We start from the raw sequence: 16189 nt of genomic DNA on the forward strand, positions 1-16189 counted from the left end.
CTCTTGCGACTGCCGTTGCGGCAACTCGTGCGGCCTTCGCGGCCGCTGCCGCGGCGTTTCGGCGGCTAGCCACGTCCGACCCCCCTTACCACTCGGCCCTTGCGCAGACACGGCGCGTTGCGCTCCGCGTCCGCCCGGAGCAGGGGCGGTGAGGCGATCCACTGGACCGGCGGGCTGACGCGGTCGCAGATGTCGGGCTGCTCGAAGTAGTCGTTTCCCCGTGGCCCGGTGAACAGCGCGGTCAGCTCGTCCGGGTCGGTCACGGCCCGGCGGCCCGCCCACCCGGCGGTGTGGGCCAGCTGCTGGGCGACGGACAGCCGCCAGTTCCACCACCAGCTCCCCGCGAGCGCCGGGGCCTGGTGGTGGAAGGCCAGTACGGCGTCCAGGGAGTGCAGCCAGTTCACCGCGAACTCGGCGTCCTGCGGCTGCGCCCACCCCCAGCCCGCCACCGGCTCCGGGTACACGCTCGCCAGCAGGGTGAGCGAGCGTGTCGCCTTCCTGCGGAAGTCCTTGCGCTCCCAGGGGATCCAGCGCCGGGTGCGGGCGTCCTGCCAGCGGCCGAGTCCCGGATCGAGACCCAGCAGCCGGTCCGCCTGCCAGATCTGGAGCAGCACCGTGAGCAACAGGTCGTTCTCGCGCGGGGAGACGAGGAGCAGCGCGAGCCGCTCTCTGGCGGAGTCCTCCGTCTCGCCGGCCAGGGCCGACTCCAACAGCTCGGTCACCTCCCGGCGTTCACCGTCCGAGAGCCCCGCCCAACCGGGAACCTCGGTGCTCAGCCGTACCTCCTCGACCCCGTGGCCGGGGAGCGCGGGCACGGCGATCACGTCCGGCGCGGGCTCGCGGCCCTCGCCGATCCCGCCCCGTCCGTCCGGGCGGTCGAGGCCGCCCCGCCCGTTCGGGCCGCCGGCCCCGGATTCGGCGGGTGTGCCGGGGCCGGGCTCCAGGCCGCACTGCCGTGCCAGTACGGCGAAGACCGACGCCTCCTGGAGCCGATCCGCCTCACTCAGCCGCAGCAGCGCGAGGTGGACACGGGTCCACAGGGCCGCGGTGTCCTCGTCCGCGGGCGCCGGCTCGGTGCCGAAGGCGAAGTCCGAGTCCCGGTACCGCTCCCACATGTCGGCCACGGCGAGCTCCAGTTGGCCGTGGAAGCGGATCTGCCGTGCCTCGTCCCGGGCGCGTGCCGCCCTTGCCGCAGCGGCCTGCGCCTCGGCCAGGCTGTGCAGTTCGCGGTCGGCCTGCGCGTCGGCCTCCTCCCGGCGCAGGCGCTCCTGGTCCGCCGCCTCGACCGCCCGCCGGGCCCGCTCGTCGGCGGCGGCACACGCCTCCCGCTGCTCGGCGGCGGCCTGTTCGGCGGCGTGGGCCTCCGCCTCGGCCGAGCGCGCCAGCCGCTTGGCCTCGGTGGACTGCCGTAGCGCGGCGGCCGACCGGCGCCGGGCCTCCTCCACCTCGGCCTGTGCCTGCAGCTGTTCCCGGCGGTGCTCCTCGGCGTCGTCCTCCGCCCGCTGCCGTTCCGCCTCGGCGTCGGCGCGTGCCGACTTCGCGACGCGCGCCTCGTCCGCCGCCGTACGGGCTCTCTCCAGCGCGGCGCGCGCCTCTTCCTTCGCCGTACCGGCCGCCTCACCCGCGGCGAGTGCCTCCTGCCGGGCGAGGTCGGCCTCGTCCCGCGCGGCACGGGCCGCGGCGACCTCGGCGTCCTTGACCTCCCAGGCCCGGTGCGCGGCCATGCGGGCCCGGACCGTGGCGTTCGCGGCGTCCCGTGCCGCCTCGGCGGCCGCCTGCGCGTGCCGGACCGCCTCCAGCGCGCCGTCCTCGTCCGCCCCGGCGCCGGTGGACGGCCGACCGGCGGCGAACGGTGCCGTCCCGGCCCGTGCTCCGGTCGCGGCGCCGCCCTCGCGCACCGTCCAGTTCAGGTCGCTGTGCCAGTCCTCGACGACCCTGGCCGCGTCGTCCGCCACCCGGGTCAGGGCGCCGCCCAGCGCTTCGGTCAGCAGGGCCAGCCCGTCCAGCAGGGGGCCGGCGGCAGGGGAGCCGGGGCGCAGCTCGGCACACGCCCGCTCGGCGAACCTGGTGAACCTCCTGCGCGCCTCGTCCAGTTGCTCCTCGGGGGAGCGGGCGTCGGTGTGCTGTTGCTCGTTCACCATCAGTGTTCTCCGCTGTCGGGGTCCCAGCCGGGCTGGTAGTCGCTGGTCGACATCTCCATGGGGAGGCGGTACACCCAGCCGGGCCGCTGTTCGGCCTCGGCGAAGCTCGCCACCTGCGGCGCGGGCAGGGCGCCGCGGTGCAGCCGCAGGTCCCCCCTGGCGTCCAGCGTGATACGGACCGGACTCGACTGGGCGTTGGGGTTGGCGGCCGGAACCGGGAGCCTGCCGAGCGGAACCGGATCACCGCCGTCCGGATCGCGCATGGAGAAGTACAGGTACTCCGGGTTGTCGGCGAGTTCGAGTACGGCGATCCGGCCGGGGGTGGGCTCGACCAGCGGGTCGGGGTGCGCGCCCACGTGGAACAGGTCGGGCAGATAGGTGAGCAGCGGGTCTCCGGCGGGGTCGGTGGCCTTGAAGACGGGGTGCAGCACGCACCCCGGGGTGCCCCACTCGTGCGACGAGGCACACAGGTCGCCCGCGACCCGGACGGTCGGCTGCTGCGCGGAGATCCGCAGCCGGTCCCCCGCACGGTTGTTGAGGGCGAGGCAGTCGCGCCCGTCCGTCACGGGGACGCCGGGCAGCCAGTAGTGCTGACGGGGGCCGTGCCGGAACTCGGCCGTCAGGTTGAGCCACTCGTCCACGCAGACGCGGAAGCGCATCTCCGCCCCGTGGTCGAAGTCCCAGGCCGGTGAGGCCATGTCGCAGCCGGCCTGCGACGCCCTGTTCTCCACCTCCAGGATTCCCCATGGGATGGGGCTGCTGCCCGCACGGGGACGGATCACGCTGGGCGTGCGGACCACCTGCCGCCAGCCGCTGGCCAGCCCCAGTGACCCGTCGGCCCCCATCTGCTCGAAGGGTGTCCCGGAGGCGAAGATCTCCTCCGCGTTCGCCGCCAGGCCCTCCAGGGCGAAGTCGCACGGCAGACAGCTGAACAGGCTCTGGGAGATCAGCGACAGCTCCGAGCGGATCATCCGCCCGGACTCCTGGCGGAACACCCCGACCCGGCCACGGACCCGGTGCAGCCAGGCGGCCCCGAGCGAGGTCGCCTGCTTGGCGAGGAACCCCGTCTCGGTCTCCAGCCGCTCCGGGTTCCAGTCGACCTTGCGGGTGACCCGGCCGTGCAGGTAGTCGGCCTTCTTCAGGGCATGGGTGACCGCCCGGCGCACGGCCGCCATGGTGCTGCTGCGTCCGGCGAGGACCACCTGGTCGAGGAACGGCGCGGGCGCCGTGACCGCGGCCCGCCTGGGCTGCCCGCCGTCGGCGGCGGGCACCGCGCTCAGCCGCCGGAACGCGTCGGACACCAGGCCCGCCGCCATCTCGGCCGCCTGCCGCACGATGGGCTCGATCAGCATCCGGAACTCGTCCTGCGAGAACACCACCGGACCGCTGAGGTCCTTCAGCTGCTCGAAGTGCTCCCGCAGATCGGCGACTTCGTCGTTGGTGAGGTCCGCGTCCCCCTTCTCCTCACCCAGCACCCGCTTGATCCGCTCGGCCAGCCGCCACAGTCCGCTGAACCCGACCTCCCGCTGGCGGGCCTCCTCCTCGTCCTCCAGGTCGCGCCCGAACACCCGCCAGTGGGTGGGCAGTTCGCGCCGAAGGATGTCCCGGACCCCGGCGTCCACCAGGGTCTCGCGGTTCCCCTCGGCCTGCCGGGCCACCCGTGCGGACAGCGACTCTCCCGTCCCGTCCGGGTCCCCCTTGCCGACCTTGTCCAGCAAGGTCGCCTTCACCCAGTACAGGACCAGCAGGGTCAGCAGGTCGCCGCCGAGCTGGCTGTGTCCGATGGTGCCGAGGATCCGGGGCTCCAGCTCGTAGGCGCGGCCCGAGGTGAAGCGCTCGGCCGGTTCGAGCGCCGGGGTGAAGTCCCGCAGGATCAGGTCCAGCAGCGCGATGTCGGTGGTGCCGCCGCCGATGTCGACGACGAGCATGATGCTGCGCCAGGTGTCCGGCTCGCCGGGCACCGGCCGGGAGGATGCGCGCAGGCTCTCCAGGCCCACGTCCAGGTTCCCGGTGAGGTCACGCATCACGAAGTAGAGCCCGGCCGCCAGGCCCTCGTCGATGATCAGCTCCACGTGCGGGACCGACAGGGCCTGCTGCACGAGGGTCTTCAGCTGCGCCCTCGCCTCCGGTGACGCGGACGTGGGGAAGGTCAGCAGGACCGTCCCCATGGGCGCGGCGGCTCCGGGCGCCTCGCCGTGCGCGACCCGCTCGGCCTGGTCCACCAGCAGGTGGTAGACGTGCTGGGCGAGATGCGCCGGTGACGTTCCCTGCTCCGTCGCCCTGCTGACCGGTGTGGTCAGCAGTTTGCGCTTGATCCCGGTGATTCCCTCGGTCTCCTCCGGCGTGAGCTCGTAGGCCTTGCCCCGGGCCCTGGACACCCCCGGACGGTCCTGGTTCCCGTGCACCTCGCGCAGCGAGGTGGCGGGCGCCCGGGTGGGCGTGCTGCCCTGGCCGTAGCCGAACTCGACCGGGCCGAGCTGGTGCAGGTCCAGCGCGGGGGTCCGTACCGTGGTGGTCACCAGCCGGTGCAGGCGTTCGACCAGCCAGTCCCGCAACTCCATGTCCTGGGTGCCGGTGCGGGTCTCCTCCACCCACAGCAGGACCCGCGTCGCGACGGCGAGGTTGTCGAGCCGCACCAGCGCCTCGGCGCCCGCCAGGGTCCGGCCCAGCGGGCCGCCGATCTCCAGCTGTGCCGCGCGCAGTTGTTCGAGGGCGCTCTTCCAGGCGCGCGGGGCGTCGTCCGGCGGCGCCGTCAGCGCGCGCAGCCCGTCGGCCAGCGCTGCCGCCTGGTCGGCGTCGACGTGTCTGCCGGTGTTGTGCCGGAGCAGCAGGGTGACCGTGGACGCGGTGGTGCCGAAGTCGACGGCCAGGGCCCGCCCGTCGGCCGGTCCCTCCGGTGGCGGGCGCAGCACCAGGTACTCGGGGGCCGGTGGCCGGGGTGCGGGCGCGGGGCGTCCGGGCGGCCACAGGTGCAGGACGACCGAGGCGGGCGCGGTGCCCGGCGCGGTCGGCCCGGTGTACTGGACGCGCCAGGTGACGGTGATCTGGAGTGGCTGGGCGTCCGGGACGGGAGTGTCCGCGGACGCCCGCGGGTGTACCGCGAACAGCGGCAGCCGGGCTCCGTGCGAGATCCGTCGCCGCCCGTCCACCAGGAACGCGCCGTGTTCGCCGGCCGACCAGGCCCGGGGGAGCGCGTTGGTGAGCAGGGCCGGCAGGCGTTCGCCCTCCGGCTGCTGCACCTCCACCTGGGCGGGCAGGTGCGCGGTGAGGTGGGCGGGCGCGCCGATCTGTTCCAGCTCCACGTCGGGCAGCAGATAGCCCTCCGCGTCCGGGATCAGCGTGAAGGCCGCGGAGCCGTCGGCGATCACCTGTGCGAGCGGCGGCGCGGACGGGGACACGGTCGGGGGAGGGGCGTGCGGCGGCGGGTCCGGGATGACCGTGTCGTCTTCCGGGTGGCCGGTGCCGGCGGCCTGGTGCAGCGGCTGGCCCGGCTGCAACGGGACACCCGGTGCCGGTGCGGCGGCGCGGTCCGTCGGCGCGGGGCCGTACGAGGTGGCCCGTCGCGCCGAGGGCGCGGGGCCGTACGACGGGGCCGGGCCCGCCGGGTCCGGCGCCTCCTCGGGCGGTGTGCCCGGGCCGGGCCGGCCGTCCTGCTCCGGTACCGCGAACATGACACGTAGCGCGCTGTTGCTCATCGGTCTCCCCCGCCTCGGCGTTCGCCGTTCTGCCATCTGCGGATCAGTTCGTCGACGCCCACCGGACGCGGACCTTCGTCCGGGACCTCGCCCGCGTGCTCCGTGTGCGTGTGCTCCTGGGTGGGGCCGGGCTGCTGCCGGGTGGCCGTGGGCCGGAAGGCCTCCTGGTCGAGCAGCGACTCGCGGGCACCGTCGAAGTTGTCCCGGAACACCTGGAGCACCCGGCGCAGCAGGCCGTGCAGCTGGGCACCGACCTGGTCGGCGGCCGCGTCCGCGATCGAAGCGCGCATCTGGAGCACCGTGAGCGGATGACGGCTGCGCTCGTCGGACTCGGTGTTGCCGTTGTCGCTCTCGGCGTGCCAGGGCAGCGCGTGGCCGGGCTGGAGCGGGAAGGCGTGGGCCGGTTCCACGGCCGTCGCCGCCAGGAACTTCGGCGCCCTGGCGGCCACATGCGCCACCAGCGCGTCCACGTCCAGGTCGTTGAGCAGGTCTTCGAGGATGTCCGGGGTCTGCATCCGCCGGGTGTACAGGTCGGGCAGCAGCAGAGCCGAGTCCTCGTCGGAGTCGAGCCAGCTCCGGAAGGCGCCGACCTCCTCGGACCAGTAGCCGCGCCAGTCCTCCAGCCAGGTCTGGAGTCGTTCCAGGTCGTGGGCGCGCTGGTCGGTGAGGACCCGCTGGAAGAGTTGCTGGAAGACGGCGGTGTCGTCGGCCGACGGCCGGGTACGGCGCCGGCGGCTCAGGCTCAGTTCGTCGTCCTCCTGCGGCTGCCCGTGCGGCACCAGATGGTCGGGACTGCGCTGCGCCCGCTGGAGCAGCTGCTCCCACCAGTGGGAGCTGTAGACGGCGGTCCGGACCGCGGCCCGGCTGGTCTCCACCTCCGGCGGTGTGGGGGCCTCGGGCAGCTTCAGCAGGTGCTCCTCGTCGAGGAGTTCGATGTCGTCCAGGATCCGGTCGATCAGCTGCCCCAGTTCACGGAAGCGGGCGGCCGCCTCCCGGTACGCCTCCGCTTCCGGGGGTTCGTCGCGCGGGGCGACCCGCCGGTAGGCCCGCAGCGCCTGGTCGAGTTCGCGCTGGGCGGCCCGTGCCCGTTCCAGCCGGTGGACGTCCCCGTGCCGGACCAGGTGTTCCTGGACACCCCGCCGGATCGTGTCCAGACCGCCGTCCTCCTCGAAGGAGCGCAGCCGCTGCGCCCAGCGGCTGCCCGGCTGCTCCCGCTCCAGCAGTGCCGCGAACTCGCTCCAGGTGGGCCGGTTCGGGTCCGACGCCCGTTCGGCGCCGTGCCGGAGCACGTCACGGGTCTGCTTCGAGACGTCCCCCCAGGGCTGCTGCTCCCTGAGGATGCCGGTCACGGCCGAGGCCAGGAAGATCTGGTCCCGGTTGTCCCCCTGCCCGATGATCTTCGGCGCGAAGGCGGCCAGGCTGTTCAGGGAGTCCACCCGGTCGAGCCCGGTGCCGGACTGCTGCCCGGCCTCCAGGGTGGGCACCACGATGCGGTCGAACTGGTTGGCCACCAGCAGCGCCGCGGTGCCGAGCGCCTCCTGACTGCGTCCGTCGGCGGCGAGCATCTGCCAGAAGTCGAGGGCGATGTCCGACGGCAGATGGTGTGCCGGGAGCACCAACAGGATCGAATGGATGTCCTGGAGGGCCTGACGGCTCAGGTTGCGGTCGCGGCCGAAGGAGCCGACGGCACCGACTCCGGGGAAGTCGAGGATCTGCACGTCACGGCCGTCCAGCAGTTCGTGCAGCGGCCAGTGCGCGGGGTCCACCTCGACGGTCTGCTCGACTCGCTCGACCAGAGGGAAGCAGTCGGACAGCGCCGATCCGCCCGCTGTCACCCGCTCACGGGTGATGGTGAGTTTGCGGGGTGTGGGCGGCGCGTCCGGGGTGGGGGCGGCGACGGGCAGTTCCAGCACCCTCCGTACGGTCGCGGTGTCCAGTTCCACCGGTCCGGAGCCGAGCAGCTCCTGCTCGCCCTGTTCGGCGTCGCGGAAGCGGAGCAGTTCGAGGGCGGCGTCCCGGCAGCGCGAGGAGATCAGGTCGTAGGGCACGACCGGCAGCCCGGGTACCTGCTGGCCCCACAGGCACCGGTACCAGCCGAGGAACGGCGCCCAGCCCTGCGCTCCGCCCACCAGGTCCGTGCCGCCCAACACCTGTCCGGCCCTCAGCTGGGGTAACTGCTCGTCGAGCAGGCGCGCCAGCTCCTGGGTGATCTCCCGGACGCAGGAGGCGAGCCGGTCCCGGGTCATGAAGTGGATCTTCGAGGTGCCGCCGAGCCTGGTGCCCTCTTCGCGCGCTCCCTCGCGCAGCCGCAGCACGGTGATGTTGCCGGTGGTCGGACGCTCTTCCACCGGCAGCAGGTCGGGCCGCCCCAGCAGGGCGCCCAGGAGCAGTGACTTTCCCACCGTGAACTCGCCGACGACGGCGAGCGAGATGGGGGCCGAGGCCCTGGCTCTGACCTTCGCGGCGGCCCGTGCCAGCGCCCCCCGGGCGGTGGCCTCCTCCTCGCCCGCGGGTGGGTCGAGCGAGTCCAGGAAGGACTCGACATCCCTTACGTATTCCCCCAGTTGACCGAGCGACAGCTGACGTGCCAACGGATTCCCCCCTGTGCTGATGAACCGACCGGGCGGCTGGTGCCGACCGGCCCCGGGCGTGAGTGAGGAAGAGCGCGCGCCGGACGAGGTCCGGGGCGCACTCGGCGTCGGGTCGTCGGGACGTGCGCGGCGGTCTCCCGCGGTCGCGGGCAGGCCGACTCGCCCGGCTCCTCACGTGGACCGGGCCGACTCAGGGCGACAGCCCCAGCTCTTGTTTCCCGGACACGGCCGTCAGCGCCCCGGGCTCCGCTCGCACGGACAACGACATCCCCCCTCACGTCCTTGGGCCGCTCGGGCAGCCGTACAGACGCGCACTCGCCGGAACGTCGAACGCCCGGCAGGCAGCGGAACCACTGTAAGGAAGGCCGCCTCCCGACTGCGGCGACTTCGTAAAAGTGGCCCACTAAACGAACACATCTTCCATACCCGCCCTTCCTGACTCTTCACCCTCAAGTAGTGGTTTGTATGGGTAAGTTCGTACTCGGCGGCGATCTCGCGATGGCCGTACCGGATGAGGTGAGCCGTCGGGAGCCGATGTGGACTACTACGACCTGGGTGGGTACGGGCGGCCGGTGACGACGTCGTCCGCCGAGGCGCAGCTCTGGTTCGACCGCGGGCTGGTGTGGACGTACGCCTTCAACCACGAGGAGGCCGTGCGCTGTTTCGAGGCGGCCGCCGGGGCGGACCCCGACTGCGCCATGGCGTACTGGGGGGTGGCCTACGCTCTGGGCCCGAACTACAACAAGCCGTGGGACTTCTTCGACGAGCGGGACCTCGCGCGGACGGTGGAACGTACCCACGACGCCGTGGAGCGCGCGCACGACAGGGCGGCGGTCTCGGCCACTCCCGTGGAACGCGCGCTGATCGAGGCGCTGCGCGCCCGCTACCCGAGCGGGCGGCCCGAGGACCCGGCCGGGCTGTCGGTGTGGAGCGAGGCCTACGCCGACCGTATGCGCGACGTGCACCGGCTGGCCCCGGACGACCTCGATGTGACGACGCTCCACGCGGACGCCCTGATGAACCTGACTCCCTGGCAGCTGTGGGACATCCGCACCGGGGAGCCGGCCGCGGGCGCGCGCACCGTGGAGGCGCGGTCGGCGCTGGAGCGGGCGATCGCCACGGAGGCGGGCACCCGGCACCCCGGGCTGCTGCACCTGTACATCCACCTCATGGAGATGTCCCCGACTCCCGAGACCGCGCTGCCGGTCGGTGACCTGCTGCGCGGTCTCGTTCCCGACGCGGGTCACCTGGAGCACATGCCGTCGCACCTGGAGGTGCTGTGCGGCGACTACCGCAGAGTGGTGAGCGACAACGCGGCGGCGGTCGCCGCCGACGAGAAGTTCACCGCGCGGGAGGGCGCGCTGAACTTCTACACCCTCTACCGGTGCCACAACCACCACTTCCGGATCTACGGCGCCATGTTCCTCGGCCGCTTCCGGGACGCGCTCGACGCGGCCGAGCGGCTGGCGGCCGCCGTGCCGGAGGAACTGCTGCGGGTGCAGAGCCCACCCATGGCCGACTGGCTGGAGGGCTTCCTCGCGATGCGGGCGCACGTCCTGATCCGGTTCGGCCGGTGGGAGGACATCCTGCGCCTGCCCGCGCCCGCCGACCCCGGGCTGTACTGCGTGAGCACCGCGATGCGCCACTACGCGCGCGGAGTCGCGTTCTCCGCCACCGGCCGGGTCCCCGCCGCCGAGGCGGAGCGTGAGCGGTTCCGGGAGGCGGTCGCCCGGGTCCCCGAGACGCGCATGCTGTTCAACAACACCTGCCGGGACATCCTCGCCGTCGCCTCCGCGATGCTCGACGGTGAACTGGACTACCGCAAGGGCGACCACGACGCGGCCTTCGCGGCCCTGCGCCGGTCGATCGAACTGGACGACACCCTCCCCTACGACGAACCGTGGGGCTGGATGCAGCCGACCCGCCACGCCTACGGCGCCCTGCTCCTGGAGCAGGGCCTGGTCGCGGAGGCGGAGGCGGTCTACCGGGCCGACCTGGGCCTCGACGACACGCTGCCGCGGCCCCAGCAGCACCCGGGCAACGTCTGGTCCCTGCACGGGTACCACGAGTGCCTGCGGCGGCTCGGCAGGACGGGCGAGGCGCGGATCGTGGCCCAGCAGCTGAAACTCGCCGCCGCGACGGCGGACGTACCGATCACGGCCTCCTGCTTCTGCCGCACGGACACGGGGGAGCGGGCCGCTTCCGACCGCAACTGCTGTGACTGACCTGTGCGTTCCTCTTGACTCGGCATACAACAGTGGCCATCCTCGTCGCGTATCTTGCGCGGGTCATGACAACATCAGGCCAGGATCCGCGGGACGCGGCCCGGCCCGACCGTCGGCCGCGCATTCCGCCGACCGAGGGACGTGGGCCGTGCCCCTGACCAGTCGCCCGTACCGCCGACGCAAACCCGTCGCCGCCCTGTCGCTGCTCCTGCTCGTACTGTCCTTCGCCCTCGGCCCCACCCCGAGTTCGGCGGCCGGGAACAACTGGTGGGACCCGATCGCACGGCCCACGCCGGACTCCCAGATCAACGTCACCGGCGAGCCGTTCACCGGCACCGACGCGGACGGCCGCGTACGCGGCTTCGTCGACGCCCATGACCACCTGTTCGCCAACGAGGCCTTCGGCGGCCGGCTCATCTGCGGCAAGGTGTTCTCCGAGGCCGGCGTCGCCGACGCGCTCAAGGACTGCCCCGAGCACTACCCCGACGGCTCCCTCGCCATCTTCGACTTCATCACCAAGGGCGGCGACGGCCGGCACGATCCCGTCGGCTGGCCCACCTTCAAGGACTGGCCCGCCCACGACTCGCTGACCCACCAGCAGAACTACTACGCCTGGGTGGAACGCGCCTGGCGCGGCGGCCAGCGGGTGCTCGTCAACGACCTCGTCACCAACGGCGTGATCTGCTCGGTGTACTTCTTCAAGGACCGCAGCTGCGACGAGATGACCTCGCTCAGGCTCCAGGCCAGGATGACCTACGACCTCCAGTCCTACGTCGACAGGATGTACGGCGGCCCCGGCAAGGGCTGGTTCCGGGTCGTCACCGACAGTGCCCAGGCCCGCGACGTCATCAAGCAGGGCAAGCTGGCGGTCATCCTGGGCGTGGAGACGTCCGAGCCCTTCGGCTGCAAGCAGATCCTGGACATCGCCCAGTGCGGCAAGGCGGACATCGACAAGGGCCTCGACGAGCTGTACTCGCTCGGCGTGCGCAGCATGTTCCTGTGCCACAAGTTCGACAACGCGCTGTGCGGCGTCCGCTTCGACTCCGGCTCCCTCGGCACCGCCATCAACGCCGGGCAGTTCCTGTCCACCGGCACCTTCTGGAAGACCGAGAAGTGCACCGGCCCCCAGCACGACAACCCCATCGGCTCGGCCGCGGCACCCGGAGCCGAGGCGAAACTCCCGCCGGGCGTGAGCGTCCCCTCGTACAGCTCGGACGCCCAGTGCAACACCCGCGGGCTCACCGACCTCGGTGAGTACGCCGTACGCGGCATGATGAAACGCAAGATGATGCTGGAGATCGACCACATGAGCGTCAAGGCCGTCGGCCGCGCGCTCGACATCTTCGAGGCCGACTCCTACCCCGGCGTCCTCTCCTCGCACAGTTGGATGGACATGGACTGGACCGGCCGGGTCTACGGCCTCGGCGGCTTCATCGCCCAGTACATGCACGGCTCGGAGGGCTTCGTCGCCGAGGCGAACCGCACCAAGTCACTGCGGGACAAGTACCACGTGGGCTACGGCTACGGCACCGACATGAACGGCGTCGGCGGCTGGCCCGGACCACGCGGCGCCGACGCCCCGAACAAGGTCACCTACCCCTTCCGCAGCGTCGACGGCGGCTCCCTGATCGACCGGCAGACCAGCGGACAGCGCACCTGGGACCTCAACACGGACGGAGCCGCGCACTACGGCCTCGTCCCGGACTGGATCGAGGACATCCGCAAGGTCGGCGGCCAGAACGTCGTGGACGACCTGTTCCGGGGCGCCGAGTCCTACCTCGGCACCTGGGGGGCCACCGAACACCACCAGGCCGCCACCGACCTCGCCCGGGGAGCATCCGTTTCGGCCAGCTCGACCGAGTGGAACCCCTTCGTCAGCTACGCCGCCGGCCGCGCCGTGGACGGCACCCGGGACACCCGCTGGGCAAGCGACTGGAGCGACGACCAGTGGTTGCGGATCGACCTCGGCTCCACCCATCGGGTCGGGAGCGTCACCCTCGACTGGGAGCGCGCGTACGCGAAGTCGTACCGCGTCGAACTCTCCACGGACGGGGAGAACTGGCAGACCGTCTGGTCCACGGCATCCGGTGACGGAGGCCTGGACACGGCGCGCTTCGACGGCGCCCCCGCCCGCTACGTCCGTATCCACGGCGTGCAACGCGGCACCGGCTGGGGGTACTCGCTGTACGACGTCGGCGTCCACAGCGACTGACGGCGCCGCCCGCACCGGCATCCCGCCCCTCCCGGGGATGCCGGTGCGCCCCACCAACCCCGCACGACTGTGGCCGGATTGGACGTCTGACGGATGGTCACACGCGGTGATACTCAGGGCAGGGCAATCCGCCCAATCCCTACCGTCCGGAGGCCACCCATGCCCCAGACCAGTGTTCACACCGCCGCCGTGCTCGAAGCGTGGCTGACCGGCGCCGACAGCGCGTACGGCCAGTCCAACCCGGCCGGTCCGCTCTACGTCGGCGGCGCCGCCGCCGAGGCCGCGCTCACCGACCCGAGCGACTCCCTGTACGGCTTCTGCTCCAGCCCGAGCGGATCCCGCGGCAGCTGGTGCTGCTGACCGGAAGAACACGGGGGAGCCGCGCACCGCGTCACGCGCGGTTCCCCTCAGGTGCCGGGACGCGAGACACGGCACGCGACGGACAGGGCGTGGAACACGGCGGGGACACAGACGGCGGACGGTGGGTGCAACGATGGCGGGGAAGCCGCAAGACACACAGGAGCGGGACGGTACCGAGTGGTTCGACCGGCCCGTGCGCACCATCGCCCGGCCCTGGCGGGAGGAACTGACCCGGCGGCTGGCCGCCGTGGACGCGCTGGACGACGAAGAGCGGCACACGGTCCTCGACGCGGCACACACCGCACTGCTCCAGTCCCTGCACGCCAAGCTGTCCCGGCTCTTCCTCATCGAACTGCACGCGCTGCGCCTGACGGCAGGCGCGGAGCCGACCGCCGAGGGAACCTCGCGGACCTGGGCCGCGTTCATCCAGCAGGCGGGCGAGGAGGGCTATCTCGGCCGGCTGACGGCCGTCCGTTACCCGACCCTCGGCCGCCGCGTCGCCTCCGTGGCACGACTGTCCGTCACGGCCGCGGCCACCTTCGCCGAACGGCTCGCCGCGGACCGCGACCTGCTGGCACCCCTGCTCGCAGCGGCCCCGGGCCGCCTGCGGGCCGTCGAGTTCGGCGCGGGCGACAGCCATCGCGGCGGCCTCACCGTCAGCCGCGCCGACTTCGCCCGCGGAACCGTCATGTACAAGCCCCGCCCGTCCGGGTCCGACGTGGCACTCGGCGACCTGCTGGACGAGCTCTACGCGGACTTCCCCGGCGCCCCGGCGCCGGACGAGCGCATCCGCGTGCCACGGACCCTGGTCCGCGGCGGGTACGGCTGGGCCGAGTTCGTCCGCCACCGCTACTGCGCGGACGAAGCCGAACTCGCCGCGTTCTACCGCAACGTCGGCCACTGGCTGGCCGTGCTCCGCCTCACCGGCGGCACCGACATGCACGCCGAGAACATGATCGCGGCAGGCCCCGTGCCGGTCATCGTGGACGCCGAAACCCTCTTCGACGCCCCCGCCCCCTTCCCGCCCAGCGGCCGGGGCGACGCCGTGGACCTGGCGGCCGCCGCCATCCGGCGCACCGTGCTGCGCACCGGGCTGCTGCCCGTGCGCGGCACCGGCTTCGCCCTCGGCGGAGTGGACATCTCCGGGGTCGGTGCGCTGCCCGGCCAGCAGCCGCTGATCCCCAACCCGGTGATCGCGGACGGCGGCACCGCGGCGGCCCGCTTCGAGGTGGACCTGGTGGCGATGCCCACGGCGGGCAACCACCCCAGCCCCACCCCGGTACTGAGCGCCTACTGGGACCGGATCCTGGCCGGGTTCCGTGAGATGACCGCCCATCTGCACCGCCCCGGAAGCGACCCCTACCGGCTGCTGCGCCGCTTCGAGGGCGCCCAGGCACGCCGCATCCTGCGGCCGACACAGGCGTATGTCGACATCGGCCGCATGCTGTGGCACCCGGCGTCCCTGCACGACGAACCGGCCGCCGTCGAACGCGCCCGGGACATCCTGCGGCGCAACGCCGAAGTACTGCCCGGCGCGCCGAAGGACCGCGCGACCATCGACGGCGAGACGGCGGAACTCCTCGCCGGTGACGTCCCGATGTTCACCTTCACCGTGGACACGTCCGCCATTCGTGCCACGGTCGAGGACTGGCGCGGCGCCGACCTGGCCCTGGAGGAGGCCGTGATCCAGGACGCGCTGGTCGGCGCCTACCTCAACGAGCGCTCGCTGCCCGCCCGGGTGCAGGCGGCCGCCCGTGAACCCCACGCCCGCGACCGCGAACGCCGCCGCCGCGACCTGGCGCCGCGGATGGTACGGCGACTGTGCGACGGCGCGGTGCGCGGCGAGGACGGCACGGCCACCTGGATCAGCCCCGTCTTCACGCCCGCCGGCTGGTCCATCCGGGTGCTGCCCGCCGACCTCTACACCGGGCAGGGCGGGGTGGCGCTGACCCTCGCCGAATACCTGACGGAGGTGCGCGCCGGGCGGGCCGACGAGGTGCCCGGCGTCGCCGAGACCTACGAGGGCGCGCTCAGGGTGCTGGTCAGCACCGAGGACCACACGCCCACGCCGTCCGCCGGGGCGTTCAGCGGTGCCGCCTCACAGGTGTGGACGTGGCTGGCGCTGCACCGGGTGCTCGGCGAACCCCGGTCGCTGGAGCGGGCCGCCCAACGGGCCCGGTTGCTGGTGGACAGCCCCCTCGTCGACGACGACACCGAGGTGGACCTCCTCAACGGCGCGGCCGGCGGCATCGTCCCCCTGCTCGGCCTGGCCGAGGTGACCGGCCAGGACCGCTGGCTGGACGCCGCCGCGCACATCGGCCGCCGGCTGACCGGGCTGGCCACCGTCGACGCGAGCGGCGCCCGCTGGACCACCCGGCTCAACCCGGAAGGCATCGGAGGCTTCGCGCACGGCGCCACCGGCATCGGCTGGGCGCTCGCCCGGCTCGCCCTGGGCGACGCGGGCACCGCCTCCGAACGACGGGGCTGGTCCGACCTCGCCCGGCTGGCCTTCGCCTACCAGGAGTCGCTCTACCGGCCCGAGCAGGGCAACTGGCTCGATGTGCGGATCGGCGCCGAGGAGGACTTCTTCACCAGTTGGTGCCACGGCAGCGCGGGCGTCGGCATCGGCATGCTCGACCTCCACCGACGTACGGGCGACCCGGCCCACCTCGACATGGCCCGGCGCGCCGCGCACGCCTGCGCCGCCGAGGGTTTCGGCTGGAGCCACACCCTGTGCCACGGCGATCTCGGCCTGTGGGAGTTCCTCACGTCCATGGACTTCGGCGACCGCGCCGGCCTCGACGCCGAGATCCTCACCGGACTCGAACAGCGCGGCCCGGTCGGGGGTCTGGCCCGCGAGGCGTTCTCGCCCAGCCTCATGTCCGGCCTGGCGGGCGTCGTGCACACCCTCCTGCGGATGCGTCCGGAGGCGACGGGTTTGCCGAACCCGCTACTCCTCGACTGA

General features: G+C 73.0%; 7 protein-coding genes. 4 read left to right on the forward strand and 3 right to left on the reverse strand.

What is annotated here, in order from left to right:
- Positions 1-65 precede the first annotated feature (65 nt).
- The 3 genes from ACIPK3_RS23060 to ACIPK3_RS23070 are packed head-to-tail and all read right to left on the reverse strand — an operon-like array spanning position 66 to position 8427.
- Positions 66-2141 (reverse strand): hypothetical protein, encoded by a 2076-nt coding sequence (locus ACIPK3_RS23060; protein WP_402572397.1) that lies wholly within the window; start codon positions 2139-2141, stop codon positions 66-68.
- Positions 2141-5836, reverse strand: a complete 3696-nt coding sequence (locus ACIPK3_RS23065) for a hypothetical protein (RefSeq protein WP_402572398.1) — start codon at positions 5834-5836, stop codon at positions 2141-2143. Before ACIPK3_RS23065 ends, ACIPK3_RS23060 begins: the two co-directional genes overlap by 1 nt.
- Positions 5833-8427, reverse strand: a complete 2595-nt coding sequence (locus ACIPK3_RS23070) for a dynamin family protein (RefSeq protein WP_402572400.1) — start codon at positions 8425-8427, stop codon at positions 5833-5835. Before ACIPK3_RS23070 ends, ACIPK3_RS23065 begins: the two co-directional genes overlap by 4 nt.
- A gap of 536 nt (positions 8428-8963) precedes the next feature.
- Here ACIPK3_RS23070 and ACIPK3_RS23075 point away from each other — a divergent pair.
- From ACIPK3_RS23075 to ACIPK3_RS23090, 4 genes are all read left to right on the forward strand, one after another.
- Complete coding sequence (locus ACIPK3_RS23075; RefSeq protein ID WP_402572402.1) at positions 8964-10652, forward strand: hypothetical protein; 1689 nt, start codon at positions 8964-8966, stop codon at positions 10650-10652.
- Between the two features lie 154 nt (positions 10653-10806).
- The gene (locus ACIPK3_RS23080) at positions 10807-12864 is read left to right on the forward strand and encodes a discoidin domain-containing protein (protein ID WP_402572701.1); all 2058 of its coding nucleotides are present in this window, start codon (positions 10807-10809) and stop codon (positions 12862-12864) included.
- Positions 12865-13023: 159 nt separating this feature from the next.
- Positions 13024-13224, forward strand: a complete 201-nt coding sequence (locus tag ACIPK3_RS23085; protein ID WP_402572404.1) for a DUF6229 family protein — start codon at positions 13024-13026, stop codon at positions 13222-13224.
- 133 nt (positions 13225-13357) lie between these two features.
- The gene (locus ACIPK3_RS23090) at positions 13358-16189 is read left to right on the forward strand and encodes a type 2 lanthipeptide synthetase LanM family protein (protein WP_402572406.1); all 2832 of its coding nucleotides are present in this window, start codon (positions 13358-13360) and stop codon (positions 16187-16189) included.

The sequence above is a fragment of the Streptomyces sp. NPDC086787 genome (genome assembly GCF_044745865.1).
GTDB lineage: Bacteria > Actinomycetota > Actinomycetes > Streptomycetales > Streptomycetaceae > Streptomyces.